Annotated in this window: 22 protein-coding genes and 1 riboswitch; of the genes, 17 read left to right on the plus strand and 5 right to left on the minus strand. The window is 35.2% G+C overall.

The features are described from left to right. The first annotated feature begins 7 nt into the window (after positions 1-7). Complete coding sequence (locus ABE34_RS04565) at positions 8-205, plus strand: hypothetical protein (RefSeq protein WP_197140785.1); 198 nt, start codon at positions 8-10, stop codon at positions 203-205. Positions 206-1,189: 984 nt separating this feature from the next. Then, positions 1,190-1,771, plus strand: coding sequence for a hypothetical protein (locus ABE34_RS04575; RefSeq protein ID WP_241747005.1), 582 nt, complete (start codon positions 1,190-1,192; stop codon positions 1,769-1,771). A gap of 1,160 nt (positions 1,772-2,931) precedes the next feature. On the opposite strand, the gene ABE34_RS04580 is transcribed toward ABE34_RS04575, so the two are convergent. Next, positions 2,932-3,549: a sterol desaturase family protein gene (locus ABE34_RS04580; RefSeq protein WP_197140788.1), complete on the minus strand. Its 618-nt coding sequence runs from the start codon at positions 3,547-3,549 to the stop codon at positions 2,932-2,934. Positions 3,550-3,570: 21 nt separating this feature from the next. Then, positions 3,571-4,254 carry a GntR family transcriptional regulator gene (locus ABE34_RS04585; RefSeq protein ID WP_197140789.1) on the minus strand — a complete coding sequence of 228 codons (684 nt, stop codon included), beginning with the start codon at positions 4,252-4,254 and terminating at the stop codon, positions 3,571-3,573. Between the two features lie 972 nt (positions 4,255-5,226). On the opposite strand from ABE34_RS04585, the gene metK reads away from it, so the two are divergent. The 11 genes from metK to bioF all read left to right on the plus strand — a co-directional run bounded on the left by metK (position 5,227) and on the right by bioF (position 15,097). Then, on the plus strand, positions 5,227-6,402 hold the full coding sequence (metK, locus tag ABE34_RS04590) for a methionine adenosyltransferase (RefSeq protein WP_197140790.1): 1,176 nt from the start codon (positions 5,227-5,229) through the stop codon (positions 6,400-6,402). After that, positions 6,402-7,898, plus strand: coding sequence for an aminotransferase class I/II-fold pyridoxal phosphate-dependent enzyme (locus tag ABE34_RS04595; protein WP_197140791.1), 1,497 nt, complete (start codon positions 6,402-6,404; stop codon positions 7,896-7,898). Before metK ends, ABE34_RS04595 begins: the two co-directional genes overlap by 1 nt. Beyond that, positions 7,895-8,329 carry an adenosylmethionine decarboxylase gene (gene speD / locus ABE34_RS04600; RefSeq protein ID WP_082172725.1) on the plus strand — a complete coding sequence of 145 codons (435 nt, stop codon included), beginning with the start codon at positions 7,895-7,897 and terminating at the stop codon, positions 8,327-8,329. The genes ABE34_RS04595 and speD overlap by 4 nt, the downstream gene beginning before the upstream one ends. Continuing rightward, positions 8,329-9,183, plus strand: a complete 855-nt coding sequence (gene speE / locus ABE34_RS04605; protein ID WP_197140792.1) for a polyamine aminopropyltransferase — start codon at positions 8,329-8,331, stop codon at positions 9,181-9,183. The genes speD and speE overlap by 1 nt, the downstream gene beginning before the upstream one ends. 345 nt (positions 9,184-9,528) lie before the next feature. Beyond that, a riboswitch (PreQ1 riboswitch) is annotated at positions 9,529-9,575 on the plus strand. Between the two features lie 296 nt (positions 9,576-9,871). Further along, positions 9,872-10,531, plus strand: coding sequence for a 7-cyano-7-deazaguanine synthase QueC (gene queC, locus ABE34_RS04610; protein ID WP_197140793.1), 660 nt, complete (start codon positions 9,872-9,874; stop codon positions 10,529-10,531). Positions 10,532-10,534: 3 nt separating this feature from the next. Next, positions 10,535-11,008, plus strand: coding sequence for a 6-carboxytetrahydropterin synthase QueD (gene queD, locus ABE34_RS04615; protein WP_197140794.1), 474 nt, complete (start codon positions 10,535-10,537; stop codon positions 11,006-11,008). Beyond that, positions 11,001-11,729, plus strand: a complete 729-nt coding sequence (gene queE / locus ABE34_RS04620; protein WP_197140795.1) for a 7-carboxy-7-deazaguanine synthase QueE — start codon at positions 11,001-11,003, stop codon at positions 11,727-11,729. Before queD ends, queE begins: the two co-directional genes overlap by 8 nt. A 131-nt stretch (positions 11,730-11,860) precedes the next feature. After that, positions 11,861-12,409 (plus strand): GNAT family N-acetyltransferase, encoded by a 549-nt coding sequence (locus tag ABE34_RS04625; RefSeq protein ID WP_197140796.1) that lies wholly within the window; start codon positions 11,861-11,863, stop codon positions 12,407-12,409. 299 nt (positions 12,410-12,708) lie between these two features. Next, complete coding sequence (locus ABE34_RS04630) at positions 12,709-13,212, plus strand: hypothetical protein (protein ID WP_197140798.1); 504 nt, start codon at positions 12,709-12,711, stop codon at positions 13,210-13,212. Then, positions 13,193-13,924 carry a 6-carboxyhexanoate--CoA ligase gene (gene bioW / locus ABE34_RS04635; protein ID WP_197140799.1) on the plus strand — a complete coding sequence of 244 codons (732 nt, stop codon included), beginning with the start codon at positions 13,193-13,195 and terminating at the stop codon, positions 13,922-13,924. Before ABE34_RS04630 ends, bioW begins: the two co-directional genes overlap by 20 nt. A 3-nt stretch (positions 13,925-13,927) precedes the next feature. Beyond that, positions 13,928-15,097 carry an 8-amino-7-oxononanoate synthase gene (gene bioF / locus ABE34_RS04640; protein ID WP_197140801.1) on the plus strand — a complete coding sequence of 390 codons (1,170 nt, stop codon included), beginning with the start codon at positions 13,928-13,930 and terminating at the stop codon, positions 15,095-15,097. 120 nt (positions 15,098-15,217) lie between these two features. Here bioF and ABE34_RS04645 read toward each other — a convergent pair whose 3' ends face one another. From ABE34_RS04645 to ABE34_RS04655, 3 genes are all read right to left on the minus strand, one after another. Further along, positions 15,218-16,072, minus strand: a complete 855-nt coding sequence (locus ABE34_RS04645) for a transglutaminase family protein (protein WP_197140802.1) — start codon at positions 16,070-16,072, stop codon at positions 15,218-15,220. A gap of 61 nt (positions 16,073-16,133) precedes the next feature. Beyond that, entirely contained in the window at positions 16,134-17,099 is a 966-nt protein-coding gene (locus tag ABE34_RS04650; RefSeq protein ID WP_197140803.1) for an alpha-E domain-containing protein, read from the minus strand. Next, positions 17,053-18,543 carry a circularly permuted type 2 ATP-grasp protein gene (locus ABE34_RS04655; RefSeq protein WP_197140804.1) on the minus strand — a complete coding sequence of 497 codons (1,491 nt, stop codon included), beginning with the start codon at positions 18,541-18,543 and terminating at the stop codon, positions 17,053-17,055. The genes ABE34_RS04650 and ABE34_RS04655 overlap by 47 nt, the downstream gene beginning before the upstream one ends. 78 nt (positions 18,544-18,621) lie before the next feature. On the opposite strand from ABE34_RS04655, the gene ABE34_RS04660 reads away from it, so the two are divergent. The 4 genes from ABE34_RS04660 to ABE34_RS04675 all read left to right on the plus strand — a co-directional run bounded on the left by ABE34_RS04660 (position 18,622) and on the right by ABE34_RS04675 (position 21,824). Beyond that, on the plus strand, positions 18,622-19,035 hold the full coding sequence (locus tag ABE34_RS04660; RefSeq protein WP_197140806.1) for a hypothetical protein: 414 nt from the start codon (positions 18,622-18,624) through the stop codon (positions 19,033-19,035). A gap of 393 nt (positions 19,036-19,428) precedes the next feature. After that, positions 19,429-20,391: a tyrosine recombinase XerC gene (locus ABE34_RS04665; RefSeq protein ID WP_197140807.1), complete on the plus strand. Its 963-nt coding sequence runs from the start codon at positions 19,429-19,431 to the stop codon at positions 20,389-20,391. A gap of 105 nt (positions 20,392-20,496) precedes the next feature. Next, positions 20,497-21,009 carry a DinB family protein gene (locus tag ABE34_RS04670; protein WP_197140809.1) on the plus strand — a complete coding sequence of 171 codons (513 nt, stop codon included), beginning with the start codon at positions 20,497-20,499 and terminating at the stop codon, positions 21,007-21,009. A 371-nt stretch (positions 21,010-21,380) separates the two neighbouring features. After that, entirely contained in the window at positions 21,381-21,824 is a 444-nt protein-coding gene (locus ABE34_RS04675; RefSeq protein WP_197140810.1) for a hypothetical protein, read from the plus strand. Positions 21,825-21,842: the final 18 nt, after the last annotated feature.

Here is a 21,842-nt window from a genome sequence, read left to right on the forward strand (position 1 = left end):
GGTTATCATGGATTACTTTAAAAGTAAGGCATTTGAGGAACATAGAAAAAATACATATAGCATATTAGAACAAATACCTTCTGCTAAAAGTCCGCTTGGATGGACTTTTAAGGGTAATGTTAGTATTGGAGGCTTTGAATATTTCGGGTTTGATGAATCATCCGATTTATTACTTGTCGTATCAAGTAATGGTAGGGAATACTAGATTTAGCAAGAGCAGAAAAAATATCCCGAGATTATACAGATAACTTTGTTTTAGATGAAACATTGTTAATTTGTGAAGGCTTCGACGTTTTAAAAGATAAATCAATTAAATTGGCAGGCAAATATGGTGGGAGCATACTACCAGTCAGTAATAAATTCGGGGATTGTTTACAAAGAGTATCTCCTCTGTACCCTTGTGAAGATATAATTTATCAACCTGCGTTTGAGGACTGTTTGGTGGAAGGACACAATAAAAATTGTGTTCGTATTTATAGAGGTTTTTTGTATTGCTATGGGTTTTCATTTAGTGGCAATTATTTTGTTATTGCAGATGACGGCGGTATTTTATTTTGGGAAAGAAATAATGCCGAGGCATAATTAATAAAATGCGATTTCATCCATTCCTTAATCTAGATAATGATAAATGTACTTAAAGTAAGGGAGGGCGATTGTCTAATTAGTGCAATCGCTCTTTTACTAACAGCGCAAGTTAATTGAAGAAAAACGTCTGTTTTATCGTTTAACAAAAGAGATAGGCGTACGAGCGAAAATAGGTCATACAAATTCATATTAGTTTCGGCGAACCGTATCATAATTTTTTTGAAAAATAGTACAGCACCTCCCCAAATAGTAGAATAAGTGTTTTTTTATTGTTTGGCCGTATAAAAAGAATAAACTATGAGAACAGAATAGTGGTAAAGCAGAGAATAGAAGTTCCTCTGGAAAGTAAGCTTCTAAAAAATTGATTTAAACCAAAGAATTCAGTCAAAATGTCATTGATGATTCGCACTTATTGGAGCGATACGTGAACAATTTATTGGATAATGCGGTTAGACATACACCTCGCCATGGGGAGATTTTTGTAGAATGCTATACGCAAAGATATTATACAAAAAATACTTTATCTAAATTAATGTATTTGACTAAACCTAAATTTCTTCTCCGAATAAGATATATTATTCTAAATTGAAAAGAAGGTGGTATAATGTCAAATCAACGAAATCATAAAGATAGTAATGATGGGTCTAATTCCAAGGAATTACAAAGCGGTGTGGAAAGTAAAAATGAAAAAGTAAGGATTATTGTAAAAAAAGATGGAGAAGAAATTAGGACTGATGCTCCTGTATCGGATAAGTTAAAGGTTGTAATTGTTATAAATAATCAGTTCACTAGTGCACCTAATACCACGCAAATTGCAAGTGGGGCAGGAAGAAATAGTGCAGCTGGTAGTAATGCTGCAATAGATTCCTCGAATACCGATCAACAGCAAAGTGTGGGAGCACAAGGGGTAGCTAGAAACAGTGGTATGAAGGGGAAGCAGACTGAACCCCACGAACAACATAAAGACTGTGATGGTGACGAAGAAATTGTTATCATCATCAATAATCAGATAAATAAGGGGCAAAAACAGTCGTCAGCTACTCAGGTAGCAAGCGGAAGCGGTTTAGATAGTACGGGAGGAACTAATTCAGCCATAGGAAGTTCTAATACGAAGCAGCAGCATGCGGTTGGTGGAGACGGTCGTGCAATAAATAAAGGTGAGAATGGTGATCAAGAGGAAAAGTAACATTTCATTGGAAAAGTTAAAAAGGAGTAAAATATAATTATCTTCGTAAATTAAAAGAGAATTGATCCCATAGCTTATAGATAGTTAAGAATCAGTTTTTTATTTAATCAGATGGATAACGTCTGGGCCATATCATATTTCTAGTTTTTTAGACTCGGCAGTAATGTTAACCATTGAAAGAATGGGAGCAAATATTTATTCGCCTTTTTCATAGAATGAATATTCTATAGTTTTTACCTATAGGAAACGTAACTGCTGTTCTGTGCTAGCTCTCTTTTTAGATGCTTGTAAAGCAGCGACTAATAGCGAATAGCTGACATGCGTTGGGCCAGAATAATGTATGAGTACATTTGATCGAAAACCTCATTTAGTTACGTTACGGTGAACCTCATAAATAAGTGCGTTTTTTTTCACAGAAGTCATCAAGAACAGTTATTTTCCCTAACATCCCAAAAGGACTATCCACCGGTTTGACTAAATATTTTTAACTAATCGCAACTCTTGGCTAACCACTACTACTTGTATTCAGGGGGTTGTAGTTGTTGGACCAAATTTGGTCCAATCAAAAATAAAAATCCCATTTGGACTCATTATGGAGAAAAGTATCAAAAGTAAATAAAGTTTTTTTGAAAAACAGAGAAAGCACCATTCCATGTGGATGGTGCTGTTTTACGTAAATAGAATTATAAATTTGAACGATCTTGAGCTTCACTCCAGCTTTTCATTCAATATGTAAACATTGGAATATTATAAAAAGAGCCCCTAGAAACATCAAATGTAAGCTGGGGAAAAATTGAATCAACAGTCATAGAAGTTGTTTCTAAATAACAAATACTTTATTTATTGTGTATGAGAAATATACAAAGGGCTGTGTCATAAAAGTGAATTTTGTGACAGCCCTTATTCTATCCATGGTCTCCATAAGGATGGATGTATCTTCATAGAACTTTATCATGACGTAGCGCTCACATTTTAACGAGAATATAAGCTAAGCAAATTACTACATAGAAAGAGCTTAAGAAAAATTTATTCCTTTCTGGGGTTAAAAAACCTCTAAATGGGTTGTGACTTTTTTTATGTTTATTTGAACTCTATAAATATGTTGACAGATTAGGACCGAATATTTAACCTACAAGGGATATTTTTTATAATTTTATTTTCTAGTCGCCACGTTTCTCTAGATTTTTAACAGTTTTACTTTGGTCAACATCCTTTTGGTTTTTAAAAGTACCCATGAGAAAATCATAGGCTGGGTTTGTAACGCCATACCAGTAATTTTCATTTTTGAAATGATGCCATAAATGAACCTTTTTCATCCAACGCCCCCATGGAGATATTGGCTGAAGGGGACGATGGGCGATATAATGCTTCCACTCATAAAATAATAAAAAGAGCATGATACCTGCAATAAATGCGTTTGTCATTACTAAGCTAGATGAAAAAAAATTAAAAATGGCTGCTGCAATTGCAATGTTTGGCACACTATACCATAAGGGTAAAAATAATAAATGCAATTCATTCGGATTTGTATGGTGGTCATAATGTAAGCGTTTAAGCATTTTTAACAAAAATGCATTCTTTGGCGGTTTCAGATGAAAAAGAAACCGGTGTGTAACATACTCAGCTAAGGAATACATAATCATTCCCAAAATAAAAGCACCCAAAATGCCGATAGAGGTTAAATGTAGAATCATAAATACAAAACTAATAAGGAATAGACAGGTCATGATTAATATATCAGGATAATAAAAATATTCTTTAAAATATTTCAATTTCATATATCACGCCTCCAGTATTCTTTATTTTTTTCTATCTTTCCAGAGTGCTAAGCTTTTCGCCATTGTTGTCGTAGATAACCTTTCGGCTTCCATTGCATCTCCTTTTAAAGCAGCTTTTAATAAGCCATGGTAAAAGTCGATGGACAACAGACGATGTTCTTTTACAGAAAAATATCTTTTTGCCATATCCAGATAAATAGAATCGAAGCTATTTAAAATGAGTAGAAAGATCGGATTGACTGCAAGGCCAGCACACCTTTTTTGCAAATCCCAATCAAATGCAGCATAGCTTTCTGCACTATCTTCAAGTTGCTCTAGATTGGCAAGGAGAGCAACCACTTTAGGTTGATTGAACGTGATAGCATCACGAATATAAGTCGGAGCCAAAGAACTTCTAAATTCTAATAAGTACATGATAAATTCATCTGTTATGGCGTGATGATTCTGAACAATATTAACAAGTGTCGTTAAGTTCCCATTGCGCCAATAATCATTAACAATCGCAGGCATTCTTTTTCTCCCTGTTATCCATCCACCCCTTCCTAAACGTTGAAGTACTTCCCGAATAGTTGGACGACCTACACCAAATTCTTTTGCAAGCTCTCTTTCAGGCGGTAAAGTACTTCCTACAGAATAAACACCAGTCAGTATTAATCTAATTAATTCATTCTCAATTTTATCTGAGGAGCGTTCCTTTTCTTTCAAATCCTCGTCCCCTTTGCTATGTGGTAATACAAATTAAATACAGTGGTAATACCAAAAATTATATATTTAATCTGAATTTTCTGTCAATGATAATTTTTATATATACGATTATCAAAAAAAGCCAGCCAGTAAAATACTTATTTATAAATTTAAATTATTTGAATCAAATAATTAATAGCAAAGGGGAAAGAGCATTAAATAAGCCTTCGCTAAAACAAATGAATCTCTCATTTCATAGCTTTAATGTCCATAATGGTTTTAAAGATAAGGAAAGATATGTGAGAAGTATCCGTAGACAAAATCAACCTAGCAGTTTTAATAGATATGGTTAAAATTAGTTAATCAACATACCAAGTTTGAACCAAAAAATCGTCATGTTCTTCTTAGAACTGACTGAAAATAATAGTCTGAATTATAGAAATTTAAATGTTTTCTATGAAATAAAAGACGCTAAAAATACCTATATTTTCTTTGGTAATTTAAAAATATTATTGCTTACAATATGTTAATTTGACACATCTATTTACAAATTTAATAGGAGTTCCTTCTATTGTTAATATAAAAAACCTTTATATGTATTTTTATTCACTTTTTATAATAAATATTAATCGTTTGCAAAATGTTACACTTAGTATTTTTTGGTTTAAAAGGGTAAATGAAATAATTTTCATAGCGATTAATTATAAAAAAATATTAAAAAATAAATTGACACTCAAAAGTTTATGACTTAATATGAGTCTCAGCATAATAATATAGCTCTTATTAATAACCGTTGAGACGAGGGGTCGAAGATACGGTGGCCAAACAATTTAGTTCATCATGAATTGAATCCAGTGGGCCGAACCTGAGCACAAAATTAACTTTTGTGAACAATAAGAGGAACAGCAGCTGATAGTATTCGAAGCTTTCCTTAAAATTGGGTGAGCTTTTTTTTATGCCCTAAAAATCTATAATTGTTAGGGGTAGTTAAAATTGTCAGAAAAAGTATTATTCACATCGGAGTCTGTATCGGAAGGACATCCAGATAAAATTGCAGACCAAATCTCAGATGCAGTATTAGATGCAGCATTATCGCAAGATCCGCTATCACGTGTGGCATGTGAAGTATTCACAACTACAAACACAGTAATTGTTGGTGGAGAGATCACTACAAAAGCAGAACTAGATATCGAAAAAATTGCCCGTAATACCCTAATCGGCATTGGTTACACAGATGATAAGTTCGGTATTGATGGTCACAACTGTAATGTACAAGTTTTAGTACACACGCAATCTCCTGATATCGCAATGGGTGTTGATTCTTCAAGCGATACAAAAGAAGTGGGTGCAGGTGACCAAGGTATTATGTTCGGTTTTGCGACGAATGAGACTGAAAATTATATGCCTTTAGCAATTGAAATGGCACATATGCTTGTAAAACGTGCAACTGAATTACGTAAAAATGGTCAATTCAAATGGGCTCGTCCTGATATGAAATCACAAGTAACAATTGACTATACGGATAGTATGCAACCTAAAATTGATACTGTTTTAATGTCAATACAACATGATGATGATTTTGACCAAGTAGCATTCATTGATTACGTTACAGAAAATGTAATTAAAGCTGTTGCGAAGCAATTTGGTATGAATGAAGACTTCCGCATTTTAATTAATCCTACTGGTCGTTTCGTAGTAGGCGGACCACACGGAGATGCAGGTTTAACAGGACGTAAGATTATTGTTGATACTTATGGCGGCGCAGCTCGTCATGGTGGTGGCGCATTCTCTGGTAAAGACTGTACAAAAGTTGACCGTTCAGCGGCTTACGCAGCGCGATACGTTGCAAAAAATATTGTTGCAGCAGGCTTGGCAGATAAATGTGAAATCCAATTATCATATGCAATTGGTGTAAGTGAACCAATTAGTATCGCTTTAGAAACATTTGGTACAGAAAAAGTAGCAAAACAAGAAATTTTAAAAGCGATTCGTCAATTATTCGACTTAACACCAAATGGCATTATTAACATGCTTAATCTACGTAAACCACAATATCAACAAGTTGCAGCTTACGGTCACTTTGGACGTAGTGATGTAAATGTAACTTGGGAAAAAACAGACAAAGTTTCAGAATTAGAGCAACTTTTAACAGTTGCTATGGGACAATAATGCAATGCGTGCAAAATCGAGTGGCTACTGAGGAATTTTTAGCCACTCAAGACCGCATGCCATTATTTGAAGCTTTAGTCAATTATACTAAACAAGATGTTACGCCGTTTGATGTACCTGGTCATAAAATGGGGCTACATGAAAACCCATTAAAATGGACGCTTGGAGAAATGACATTAAGAATGGACGTAAACTCGATGAAGGAGCTTGATTTATTAAGTCACCCGGAATCGGTTATTAAAGAAGCTCAACAATTAGCTGCACAAGCATTTAATGTAGACTACACTTACTTTTTAGTAAATGGAACTACTGTAGGTATTTTGGCGATGATTTTAGCGACATGTAAACAGGGCGATACATTGATCGTACCTCGTAACTGCCATAAATCAGTTATGAACGGCATTATATTAAGCGGAGCAAAACCAGTATTTATTCAACCTGAAGTTGATCAACATTTTGGTATTGCACACGGAATTTCAGTTGAAAATGTAAAAGCGGCACTTGCAGAAAATCCACAAGCGAAAGCTTTACTAGTAACGTATCCAACATATTTTGGTTCGATGAATGAACTGCAAGAAATTTGTCAGCTCGCACATGAACAAAATGTAACAGTTATTGTTGATAGTGCACACGGAGCGCATTTAACATTTTTACCTGATGCTAACGACGCGATTAGTGCTGGGGCAGATGCAGTAACAGTCAGTATGCATAAAACTGGGGGTTCATTAACACAAAGTTCGCTTCTATTGCTACAAGAAAAACGAATCGATTCGAAGCATTTGCAAAAAGTACTAAATATGCTTCAAACGACGAGTGCAAATTATTTATTAATGAGTTCTTTAGATGTAGCACGAAGGGAATTAGCTTTGTTTGGACAACAACGTTATAGCCAATTAAAGTCAATTGTTGATGCTGCAATTAAAGAAATTGAACATAATTCACGCTATGAAGTGCTAAAAGCTGAATATGTACAACAAAATTTCAATCAATCCTATGATTGGACGAAACTTGTAATTCGTGTGAACGATCTCGGTTTAACTGGTTTCGAAGTTTACACAATATTGAAACAACAGTATGGCATTCAATTAGAACTTGCTGAAGGATATGTCATTATGGCAGTTATTAGTCATGTTGATACGAATGAAACAATCGGTAAATTAGTACATGCGTTAAAAGATATTGAACGTAATCACGCAAAAAAAGATGCGATTCAGTCAGCTTATGTGACAGCGAATCAAATTAATAAATTAGCAATGACACCGCAACAGGCGTGTAATGCTGAAACAGAAACAATTTTAATCTATGAAGCGGTAGGTCGAATTAGTGCAGACTCATTAATGATTTATCCACCAGGAATACCACTAATTATCCCTGGTGAAGTTATTTCAGAGGAAGTAGTAGAATTATTTAACTTCTATTTTCTTAATTTTGGGAATGTTCTGTTCGAAACGAAAGAAGAAAATTATATTACAGTCGTAAGGGAGACAATTAAATGAGCATTGAATTATCAACATTAGGAAGACACGTATTAATTGAATTTTATGGTTGCCCAAGTGAAATTATTGAGCAAAACGCATTAATCGAGCAGTTTATGAATGAAGCTGCTGACTATTCTGGGGCAACAATTGTAGAATCTTGCTTCCATCATTTCAACCCATATGGTGTTTCGGGTGCAGTAATTATTGCTGAATCACATTTAACGATTCATACTTGGCCAGAATACGGATTTGCTTCTGTAGATGTTTACACATGTGGTGACTCTGTAAGTCCTTGGAAGGCAGCAGAATATTTAGAACAAAAACTGCAAGCAAAAAAGACAGAATCATTTGAAGTACCACGTGGAATGGCAGATAAAATTCGCCAATTTGCAGAACAAGAAATTGATACAATTCTAGTGAAACAAGAAGTATTAGAGGACGTGATTTAATGAAATGGTATACAGAACAATGGAGCGATAATTGTAAATTTTCAATCGGATACAACGAAGAGATTCATAGTGAACAATCTCCGTTCCAAAAAATCGATTTTTATAAAAGTGAAGAGTTTGGTACTTTCTTCACGTTAGACGGTTTGATGATGGTTAATGAAAAAGATGAGTTCGTTTATCACGATATGATTACGCACCCAGCATTCGCTACAAACCCAGATATAAAAAAGGTTTTAATTATCGGTGGTGGTGATGGTGGTACTGCTCGTGAAGTACTACGTTACAAATCAGTAGAAAAAGTAGTAATGGTAGAAATCGATGAGTTAGTATTCCGTTTGAGCCAAAAATACCTTCCAATTACAGCTGCTGGTGTCGAAGAAGATCCACGTATGGAAATGATTTTCGATGATGGTTTAGCTTATGTTCAAAACGCAGCTGATCAGTCATTTGATTTAATATTAGTAGATTCTACTGATCCAATTTCAGTCGGTGAAGGCTTATTTACAACAGCTTTTTATAAAGAATGCTACCGTGTATTAAATGAAAAAGGAATTTTAATTAACCAACATGAATCTCCATACTTTACCGAGTATGCAGAAAACATGCGCAAAGCACATAAAAAAATTAAAGGTATTTTCCCAATCGCGAGCGTATATCAATTCCATATGCCAACATACCCATCTGGACATTGGCTATTCGGATTTGCTTCAAAAGCATTACATCCAATTAAAGATATTCAAGTTGATGCTTGGGATAAATTTGGTCTAAAAACGAAATATTACAATACAGATTTACATGTTGGTGCATTCGCACTTCCTACATTTGTGAAAGAGTCACTTGATCGTGATGAATAAGAGTCTGGGACATAACTAAATGGCTCCTTCATAAAGCCGAAAAATCTCTAGTCTAACTAAATAGTTTAAACAGAAAAACCGAACGATTCCGAAAAACTTCATGAGCGTTTTATTGGATAGTTCGGTTTTTTTGTTGGTTAACATACTTTTGTACTAGCTCATGAAAGTGATTTTTTAAATTTAGAAATCGTATTATATTCGGTATTCCTTTCGACGGTATAACTAGTTTTCGTCTGGATTTGGGCAGTATAACAGTGGTTTTTCCTGAGAAGTATTTAAGTAAAGACATTTGACGTTTCGTTTTATTTTTTGTATTATATTGGAGAAAAGAATGCCCGGACTAGAACGGGAGAGGTTCATAGCTGATACCCTCTATAAAAAACTATGGAAACATGATAATTATGCCATGTCCATATCGGACGTGGCTTTTTTTTATGTTTGTACTTATGTTTTAATAGAACGATTGGTGATACCTCTCTTGAAAAGTGTTGGGAAACATTTTACAAGGAGGTTTTTTTTATTTCTGGCTGAAGCCATGAAGAAGGACTGTCAGATTTGATTATCGATACATGCGGAATTGAATAGTTCAATCAAAAAAGAGGTATTTAGCTACCCTCTAAAAAAAACTAAGAAGAAGCAGTACTTTTTCTTATAGTGCTGTTTTTTTAAAACAAGGGAGATTTTATACATGAAACAGGAAAAAGCAATTGTTGTATTTAGTGGAGGTCAGGACAGTACAACTTGTTTGTTCTGGGCAAAAGAACGTTTTCAAGAGGTTGAGGCAGTTACTTTTGATTATGGTCAAAGGCATCATTTTGAAATTGAATGTGCGAGGGCGATAGCAGAAGAGCTCGGTGTCAAGCATCACATTCTTGATATGTCACTCCTGAATCAGCTTGCTCCGAATGCATTGACACGACAAGACATAAAGGTAGAAGACGGAGAAAATGGTGAGCTTCCATCGACTTTTGTACCTGGTCGAAATCTTCTCTTCCTTTCATTTGCGGGTGTTTTAGCGAGCCAAGTAGGAGCTAAGCATATTGTAACTGGCGTTTGTGAAACGGATTTTAGCGGATATCCGGATTGCCGAGATGTGTTTATTAAATCCTTGAATGTCACGTTAAATTTATCGATGGATGATTCCTTTGTCATTGATACACCGTTGATGTGGCTGAATAAGGCACAAACATGGGAGCTTGCTGATCAGTTTGGAGCACTTGAATTTGTTCGCGAAAGAACGTTAACTTGCTATAACGGTGTAATAGCAGATGGCTGTGGTGAATGCCCAGCATGTAAACTGCGAAAAAAAGGGCTTGATGAGTATTTAAGTTACAGGAAGGAGTCATAAGGCATGTCAGATTTTAGAATCGTCGATAAGCTCCAAAAACTAGATGTAGATATTCAAAGAAATCAATTGAACTATCATGCAAAGCGCGTTCTCGTTAGTAAAGAATTTACCTTCGATGCTGCTCATCATTTACATAACTATGAGGGGAAATGTAAAAACCTGCACGGTCATACGTATCGCGTAATATTAGGAGTGAGTGGTTACACTGATGAACGGGGTTTGATGATTGATTTTGGTGAAATAAAAGCAATATGGAAAGAAAAGATAGAGATTCATTTGGATCACCGTTATTTAAATGAAACGCTTCCACCAATGAATACGACGGCAGAAAATATTGTTGTTTGGATTTACGAAAAGTTGGCTGCGGCCTTGCTTGATGAACAAAGATATAACGGTGCACGTGTTGAGTTTATCCGGTTGTATGAAACTCCGACTAGCTATGCAGAAGCGAGACGGGAGTGGATGGAAGTTGAGTAAGATACCTGTTATCGAGATTTTTGGACCGACGATTCAAGGTGAGGGAATGGTAGTTGGCCAAAAGACAATGTTTGTGAGAACGGCCGGCTGTGATTATTCCTGTTCTTGGTGTGATTCATCGTTTACGTGGGATGGCAGCGGAAAGCATCTTATTGTCCAAATGACAGCTGAAGAGATTTGGTCTGACTTGAAACGTCTCGGAGGCAGCGGTTTTTCATTTGTCACGATTTCAGGCGGCAACCCTGCACTCATTCAAAATTTGGGGAAGCTCATTGCCATTTTAAAAGAAAATGACATAAAGGTCGGAGTAGAAACACAAGGTAGTAGGTGGCAAAAATGGATGAATGAGATTGATGAGTTGACAATTTCCCCAAAGCCACCTAGCTCTGGTATGACGACAAACTATTCGATGCTCTCTGAAATCTTCGAAAAACTTGAAAATCGAAACAGTAATCATCATGTATCTCTTAAAATAGTCGTTTTTAATCAAGAGGATTACGAGTATGCTAAACAAGTTCATCATCGATATCCAAATATTCCTTTTTATCTTCAAGTCGGTAATGATGATCTCACGACGACTGATAATTCACGATTAATACTACATTTATTAGATAAATATCATGCACTGATTGATAAAGTGATGAAGGATGAGGAATTAACAGATGTCAAAGTACTGCCACAGTTGCATGCCCTTGTTTGGGGGAATAAAAGAGGGGTATAGTGCACTTACAAAAATGGCTTTAAGACAAATGGTATTTGAAGTAGAAAATACTATTTTAAAAAGAAGGAAATAATTACCTTATGTCGAATGATCTATATAAGAATAGAAAGTATTCTAGATGAGGTGTTCGATTGAAGAAAATAAGAGTTGAAACAGTAAGATTAGTTATTCGATTTCTTGAAGAAGGTGATTATTCTTCTTGGCTTACCCAGTATGAAAATCGTTTACCTTCTCAACATAAATACGATCAAGGTAAATTAGATATGAGCATCTGTACGAAAGAATGGTATCGTGATTTAGTTACTAAACATTATCAAATGGCTGAAGATGACAAGGTATATGTATTTGGAGTGTTTAGAAAAGAAGATAATACTCATATTGGCTTTATAGACTTTTCGACAATTATGAGGGAAGAAATTCAATGGGCTAGGTTCGGATATACAATTCATAACCACTTTTGGAGAAAAGGTTATGGGAAAGAGGCTGTAAAAGCTGCCTTAGATTTAGCGTTTAAAAAATTAAATTATCATCGAATAGAAGCTCATATAAACCTTGATAATATAGCATCTATAAAGTTAGCAGAAAGTGTTGGAATGATGTATGAATGCACGAGGAAAGGATTCATATTCGAGGACGACATATGGACTGATCATCTAGTTTATTTTATAAACGCAAAATAAGTTAGACAAGAACGAAGATGTTTTTTTAAACATTCTCTTATGAAGATTAAAAAGTAATAGATTTTAATTAAACCCCTGATTCTTCTGCTTAGTGTAGAAAAATCAGGGGTTTTTATTTAAACCTTTGATAAGTAACAAAATATATTTTCACAAATAATAAAAAAATCCTACCATTTTATCTACTTTTCAACCTTGATTTGTGTTAACTTAATATAAAAATAAGTTAACGTAAATCAGAGATAGGAGGAAATAACATAAAGTTATTACATGTTAATTTAAAAAGTAAGATGGAGGAAAAAATGTACCGAAAGTTTTCTACTTATGATCTTGCTCAGATTTCATTGCTAGCATGTCTTATTATCATTACAGGCATGTTTAAAATTCCAACAGGTATTCCTGGGTCTGAATTTCAATTATCAGCCCCCATAGCAGTTGCGATTGCAGCGGTGTTTGGGTTTAAGCGATATTTTCTAGCAGGGATCATTGCAAGTTTCATCTTATTTTTACTAGGTATACACTCGATCTTAAATGTGGAGATCGCATTCATTTTTCGATTGACTGTAGGCCTAGTCATTGTATTATTTGGGACTTCAATTCCGGTACTTGTTTTGGCAGGCCCAATTGGAACAACAATTGCTAGATTTGGTTTGGCTTATACGTTAGGGACTCCATTTTTACCATTATTAGTTTTGGCTATTCCAGGTATGGTAATCACAGCTGTTAGTGTTTATCCCATAACGAAAATGTTACATACAATTATTAAGAAAGTAGCAGGTAATCATCATGTTAAAAGCGTGTTATAGCATTCGAATGCGTGCGGCTGAAAGAAGTACTGAACTAGGGGAAAAGCATATATCTGGTGGTGAACGGATAAGTAGTGAATCTCAGATAGAGCCAATTGTAAGACAGTTATTGAAGAAAGCAAGTAATCATTCACGTGGCGATGCTGACTTTATTCAAATTACCGTTGAAAAAATTGAACCTGATCAGATTCAGTATATATCACCATTAGAAATTACAACAGTTGAAGTGGCTTCAATCGAAAAGGCCCGTAGTGAGGCAAGAAAGATACTAACGTCATTAGGTGTTTCGGAGCATGCACTGGATGTTGCCTTTCATCAACTGAGTAATAACCAAAATCTCCGTGGGGCAATCATCCTAAATAGTAAAACTGGCTTACGGCTTGACGATCGAGGACAAAAGGGTGTACGTGTATCACGAATCGATTGGCAAGGTGCTACTGGGGACCTTAATGAGCGTGTACGTGAAGCGTTAGCTCTGGCGTCGAAAGTAGCAAATTCACCGTTTACAATTGCAGAATTATGTTGGTCTGATGATCCAGATTACGTGACTGGCTATGTAAGTAATCATGTCATTGGTTATGTCAGAATTACACCGTTAAAAAGGGAGGGCTGTGAAAGCGGAGGTCGTGTTTATTTTGTGTCTGATGAAGTAGAACTAGAATCTTTTATAAACTATTTAGAAAGCGTACCGGTTCTCATTAGGAGGGATTAATAGATGGATCATTGGTTTCAACAGGAACTACAATTAATAGAAGAGAAAGGATTGACAAGGAAGTTACGTTCGTTTTCAAATGGCAATGAGAGCGAGGTAATTATAAATGGTAAAAATTTCTTACTCTTTTCATCTAATAACTATTTAGGTCTCGCAACAGATTTTCGGTTGAAAAAGAAAGCATCTGAAGGTATTAGTAAATACGGGACAGGAGCTGGTGGTTCGAGATTAACAACTGGAAATTTCGATATTCATGAACAGCTTGAATCTGAAATTGCGGTCTTAAAAAAAACTGAAGCTGCCATTGTTTTCAGCAGTGGTTATTTAGCTAACATTGGCGTGATTTCAAGTGTGATGAAGGCAGGGGATATTATATTTTCTGATGCCTGGAATCATGCGAGTATCATTGATGGTTGTCGTCTTAGTCAAGCAAAAACAATTGTTTATGAACATGCGGATATGGTGGATTTAGAACATAAATTGAAGCAATCACATGGAGATGGAAAGAAGTTAATCGTGACGGATGGCGTCTTTAGTATGGATGGTGATATTGCTCCGCTTCCCGAAATAGTTGCGTTAGCAAAGGAATACAACGCTTACATAATGATTGATGATGCGCATGTGACAGGTGTCTTAGGAACTGATGGTCGTGGTACTGCTGATTATTTTGGATTGAAAGATGAGATTGATTTTACAGTGGGCACGTTGAGTAAAGCGATTGGTGCAGAGGGTGGTTTTGTGGCGACGTCGGCAATTGCAAAGAACTATTTACTAAATAAAGCTAGATCATTTATTTTCCAAACAAGTTTATCTCCAAGTGCGATTGAAGCCGCGCGAGAAGGGATATCCATTATTCAAAATGAGCCCGAACGAAGGAAAAAATTGTTGAATAACGCTAAGTATTTACGTTTAAAATTGGAGGAATCCGGTTTTGTAGTTAATGAGGGGGAAACGCCAATTATAACGCTTCTTATTGGTGATTCCCATGAAGCTGTGCAATTTTCTGAGAAACTGATGGATGAAGGTGTCTTTATTCCAGCGATTCGACCACCAACTGTGCCAAAAGGGTCAAGCCGATTGCGGATTACAGTGATGGCTACACATACAATGGAGCAGCTCGATACAGTTATCAATAAAATGAAAAAAATAGGAAAAGAAATGGGTATTGTATAAAAAGTCTTATAGTACTTAATATTATTGAAAAAATATTAGATAGTTCCTAACAAAACCCCTGATTCTTCTATTTAGCATAGAAAAATCAGGGGTTCTAATTTAAACCATTACCCATTCTTATTACAAATGATTCAATGCTTTGACACTCACTTTAACAGTTAAATTATGCTTTCCACCTGAATAAACACCTTCAACAGGGCTTATATCGGAATAATCACGGCCAATGCATAAAATAATGTGATGTTCTAATACTTCTACATTATTAGTTGGATCTAAACCAATCCAACCGATTCCTGGTATCATGACTTCTACCCAAGCATGGGTTGCAATATCTCCGATTAAGGCGGAGTTTTCGTCCACATATAAATAACCGCTCACATAGCGCGCTGGAATTCCTTTAGCTCTTAGCACCGCCAGCATGACATGCGTGAAATCCTGACAAACACCTCGCTTCAGGGCGAAGGCTTCACTTGCCGTCGTCGTCACATCGGTTGCACCCGGATCATATTCAAAAGTCGAGTATAAATATTGCATTAAATTTAATGAAAATAGTACAGGATTTTCAGCATGACCAATGGCATGATAAACTTCCACTAACTGATTTTCTGTCATATACGTAAATTGTGTAAACTTTAAATAGGGCAAATAATGCTCATAAAACAATTGCGAGTGAAAAATCGTCTGCATCTCTGGTGAATATTGAATACGATGAATAAATGGTGCACGTTGAATGCTGACAATAGAGGTCGTTTGAATTTCTAGTTCTTGATGCTGCTCTGGTATATAAAAAGTGCCAACCGTATTGCCCCATATATCTGTATGCTCACGTGTTAAAGATGAAGGTGTAATGGAAATGCGATAGGATAATAAGCGTTGACGCTCATCGCCTCTTGGCTTTAAGCGGATTGTATTTAAGCTTTGATCGACTTCAGACTCATATTGAAAAATATTAGTATGTTGAATTTCAAATTTCATAGTGTCCGCTTCCTTTGAATTACTGACTTGCTTGTTGATAGGGAGCTGTCGTTGATTCCTTTCAAGGTTGTACGCTGGGTTCATATAAATGATAAATTGTTGAAAATGTATTGCCTAAATCAATACATTGACACAATTTTTCCTCCATTAATAAAATAGTTTCTTCTAAAGTACTATTCCAAACATCTACATTCATGATAGCAAACAATAAATTTTCTATTGGAGCATGAAGCTCTAAAAATCTAGCTGAAAGAGGATTGTTTTCTAAACATATAAAAGCTTCCTCTAATTTTTGTAAGCAAAATATCACTGAACGTGGGAAATGCTTATCTTGTAATAAATATTGAAGTACACATAGTAAGTTAGTTTGGCGATGCTTTTGTAAATAAGACTCCGTCGCCTCCGACAAATCGAGTAAAAACGAACCGTCCGCTTCTACTAAGGAGATAGCTATTTCCTTATGTTGCTCCAGCATAATTAAAGCCATACGAATCGTTTTTTCTGCACGCTCTAACCATTTCCCAACTTGCATGAAATAAAAGGGTACATCTCGATCCATTGAGCCTTCGATAAGCCCTGTCACGGTTAATGAAGTTTTACGAACATTTTGTAAAAAAGAGTTAAGAACGATAAGTGGAATTGGTCTTTCACGTTCCAATAGTTCTTGCTGTAAGGATAAATAAAAGTCATTTTGCAATTCCCAAAGCTCAATGGGAATGCTATCTCGAGTTACACGCGCATTTTCTCTAACGGCACATAAAGTAACATGAAGAGCGTTACAGTTATTAGTAGAAAAAAGTAAATATTCAATAAGTGGATTAACTCGAATCGACTCATATAGGGTCAAATACTCTTCCTTCGAGGCGCAAATATTCAACACCGCTTCCCAATGATCGATGTATTCATTTTCTTTGCCAGATTGCTCCAACATATTCAACAGCTGTATTTGTAATATATGTGCATTCGATTGTGATCGTTCACTATATCGTGCCATCCAGTATAGTGCATCGGCTACTCGACTTAGCATATTGCAATTCCTCCTTTAATATCCACGTATCTTTTGCTCCTCCACCTTGTGAAGAATTCACGACTAAAGATCCTTCTTTTAATGCTACACGTGATAAACCGCCAGGAAGCACATAAATATCCTCACCCTTCATCACATAAACACGCAAATCGACATGACAAGGATAAAATCTTCCATCCTGGAAAGCTGGTGCTCTAGATAGACTAATCGTTGGCTGTGCAATGTATTGATGTGGGTTTTCCATAATTTTTTCTTTATAAATAGCGATTTCCTCATCACTCGCATGCGGACCAATAAGCATATCATAGCCTCCAGAGGCACTAACATTTTTTATAACAAGCTCTGTTATATGCTCAAGAACCCAAGCTAACTGACGATGATCAGTTAGATGATAAGTTTTTACATTACGTAAAATAGGTTCCTCATTCAAATAGTAACGAATCATATCCGGTACATAGGCATACATCGCCTTATCATCAGCAACACCGTTACCAACTGCATTTAAAATAGCAATATTTCCAGCTTTATAAGCCTCCATAATATGTGGAACTCCGAGTAAAGAATCCTCGCAAAAAACAACAGGATCTAGGAAATCATCGTCAATTCGACGATAAATAATATCGATTTGTTCAAGACCGTAGATAGTCTTCATGTACACCTTATCATCTCGAACCACTAAATCACGACCTTCGACAAGATGAATATTGAGCTGCTGTGCTAGAAAAACATGATCGTAATAGGCCGAATTATACATGCCAGCTGTTAAGAGGGCAGCTTTAGGTTCTCTATTTGGTTCCATACAAGGCGGTCTGTGCGCAAGAAGTGCCTTTTTCATAAAAGCCATTTGTTTGTCGAGAGACTGGATCGTATGTTTAGAGAAAAATTCAGGATACACTTCCTTCATCACAGATCGATTTTGAAAAACATAGGAAATACCTGAAGGATTGCGTAAATTATCTTCTAACACGTAATAAACACCATTTTCATCACGAATCAAATCGATACCAGCTAAAAAAATATGATTATCGATAGGTACTTTTACACCAAGCATTTCTTTATAATAATACGGATTATTTTCAATGAGCTCTTTCGGAATAAGCCCATCCTCAAAAATTGATTGTTCATGGTAAACATCATGTAGAAAACAATTTAACGCTTTTACACGTTGCTTCATCCCAGCTTCTATTTCTTGCCACTGTTCATGTGGAATAATAATAGGTATAAAATCAAAGGGCATTGTCCGTTCTGTTCCACCTTGTGCTCCATATACGGTAAATGTAATGCCTTGTTTAAGGAATCTAGACTGAGCTTGCTGATATTTTTCCTCTAATTGGTCCTTTGTGAATGCATTGAGCTTATGGTGGAAAGACCGATAATGAGGCTTCGGTTGATTGCCATCTAACATTTCATCAAAAAACAAACCAGATTCGTAAAACTTCATCATATGGATCGCCCTTTCGAATTTAAGTAGTAGAGAAAACGTGTTACACTAAAAATGAATACATATAAAGGAGAAATAAAAATGACAATCATTAATTTAATGCAAGCTTATGAGCTAGACAAGCTTTCGAAATTAGATTTTACTAATGAGGAGATTGTGCGTACATTGCAAACAGGGGATTTATCAGTTTGGCAGGAAAAAGTACCAAACTATGAATTTTCCGAAACAATGGCACTTTTTCAAGAAGGGGAACAATTATTTTTGGATGCTTTGCATGGTAACTACCGTATCAAATATGTAACTTTGCCAGGCATTCAACGTTTACTGTATCTTCGTTTCCAATTAGAAGAAGGTAAGGATTATCAATTATTAGAAACAGGAATCCAATATTTAACTTGTAATGAGGAAACAATTGAGAAGCTTCAACGTATGCTATCTACAAATTGGTCTTTAGCAAAACAAGTAGATGGGACGTATAGTATTTTTGTTAAGTAAACAGATTTCGCCTTAACGTAATATTAGCTGTCGCTACAGCTAATATATGCGTCTGGAATAGACGGAAAACCAAATAATTCCACGCACGTTGTGAGAAGAATCGACACGTACAGTAACCCATCTTTTCTTTTTTCGAATCGTCTCAGAGCACATTTGGTCCACTAGATTTAAATATTCATTTTTTTTGAGATTTATACCTAAAAAGTGAAATTTTCAAAAAAACTTTTAAAAAGGTGATTTTCTTTCTATAAAGAGAATCATCTTTTTTTGTCGCCTAAAAGAAGAACGTATGTTTCGTTTGGTAAAAAAGATCATATATTTCACCATAAAGTTCCCAAATTTATATTTGGGAACTTTATTTCGTGGTAAAATAGAGCAAATAGAGGTGATTTTATGGAAAAGCCTAAGCTACCAAAAATAATGAGAGATTTCCTAGTATATTTAACGACGATTAAAGGGAAGTCTCAACGTACTAGAAAAGAATATGAATATGATTTGACATTATTCTTCCGTTTTTACATAGCCATTCAAAATGATCATGAACTATCAGATTTAACGAAAATAGATATTTCTACTATTTCAATAGAAGAAATTCGTGAAATGACTTTAGAAGATCTATATTTATTTATGGAATATTGCGAGGTGCAGCGTGGAAATTCTGCATCAGCAAGAGCGCGTAAAGTAGCAACGTTGAAGTCATTTTTTAAATACTTAAGAGGGAAACGTCGTCTTATAGAAGAAAATCCGGCAGATGAATTAGAAACACCAAAAATAGGACGGAAAAGACCAATCTATATGAATATCGAGGAAGCGACGCAATTTATGGATGGGATCCAGCCAAATCGTGCTTCACCGAGAAACTACTGTATGATGATATTTTTCTTAAATTTAGGAATTCGTGTGACAGAGCTTTGTCAGTTAAATAAGTCATCCATACAAGGGCGCTACTTAACAGTTGTTGGGAAAGGGAATAAAGAACGGACTGTTTATTTGAATGATAGCTGTGTACAGGCACTTGCAGACTATGAAAATAGTGGGAAGACAACATTTAAAGGTGAGGGAGAGGAGCCCCTTTTCATCTCACAAAAAGGAACACGATTTACACGTCAAACCGTCGCAAAAATCGTTAAACGAATTAATCAACAATCTGGACTCCAAAAAGAACGACTAACACCACATAAGCTACGTCATACATCCGCAACAATGATGTATAAATCAGGAGCGGATATTCGAAGTCTTCAGCACATACTGGGTCACTCAAGTGTGGCAACAACACAAATCTATACACATATAGAAAATGAAGAGCTGCAACATGTACTCGAAAATAATCCGTTCAATATTGTTCGTGCTAGGTAATTTTCAAAATATTAAAGGGAAATCGCTTCATCTATAGAATACTTTACATTGTATGGAACATATACAAAATAGGAAACAAAAATCGTTTGATAAGGGGAGTAGCTTATGAGTCAATTAATTAACGACCAACTATGTGAAACAAGAAATAACTTAGTAGAGGAGATCAAATTATTAAGTGATATTCAATTCAACACTAAGCCTGATGCAAACAGTTGGAGTATCGCACAGGTTTGCCATCACTTAATTTTAACGGATGCATCTTTTGTAAGATTGATTGCGTGGGCATTAAAACAAGAAGATAGTAAGCAAGTGGAACGTAAAAATATTCAACTTGTCGCAGATAGGACAAAAAAAATCCCAGCACCAGAATTTGTTGTTCCAGCTGAAGACTTTTTTACAGTTCAACAAATTATTGAGTTACTTGAAGAATCGAGAAAGAAATTTACAACTTTCCTTGATACGATTGAAGATCCATCTTTGTTAGCAGAAAAATCCTTTAAACATCCTTTTCTTGGCGATTTACCCCTCGATCAATGGGTAGAACTAGTTTCTATTCATGAACAACGACATATTGAACAAATAAAAGAAATCAAAGCATTCATCAAAGTTGAGCACTAATGTAATTCCTGGAGACTAAATACAAAGAATGAAAAAAAGCAAAGCACGATCTTATATTAAAGAATTAATACAAAGAATGAAAAAAAGCAAAACTCGATATTATATTAAAGAATTTATTATAGCCATTAAAAATTCAATCGTATCAGAAATAATTTGGAACATTTTAATATTTATCCCTAAAATGATCTTCCGATTATTGAAAAATTTATGATGAATGGTCCAATTTCTCGATAGTAATATTGAGAAATTGGGCTTTTTTGAAGTTCTAAAGAAGGAAACAAGTCAAAAAAGAAAGTAAGGACATAGAGCCTACCCTTCTTTTTATTAATGGTGTAATTATCATTATTTACTATTTTTAGTTAGGAGAAGTTATGAGAATTTATAAGTTAATTATTATATGCACTTCTATTATCCTCTTGGCAGGGTGTACTACATTTTCATCTAAAACAGAAGTACCGTCTAAAAATGTAACTTCAGAGGCTGTAAAAAATGAACCTGTTGTTTTGGATAGCACACTTAAGGAGAATGAAGAGGAACCTGTTGTCGTAGATATCACTAATACAGAGAAAGGCTATGAATCAATAGGTATTGTGATTAATGAAGAGGTATCGTCTCCTATAGGTGAAAGTAAATCATATTTTACTTATGATTGGGATTCTCCATTTAAAATATCCGTAACCAATACTGGAACAAAAAGATTTTACTACAAAATTCAAAGTGTAGATAAAGAAGCAAAAATTGCAAATGATATTTTAAACGGTAACGAAAGTTTAAAAAGGTCTTTAAAGGATTTCCCAAAGGAGCTTATGTCATAACTTACCGAGTAATAGAGG

Origin of the sequence: Lysinibacillus sphaericus, from assembly GCF_015844675.1 — a bacterium.
Lineage (GTDB): Bacteria > Bacillota > Bacilli > Bacillales_A > Planococcaceae > Lysinibacillus > Lysinibacillus sphaericus_E.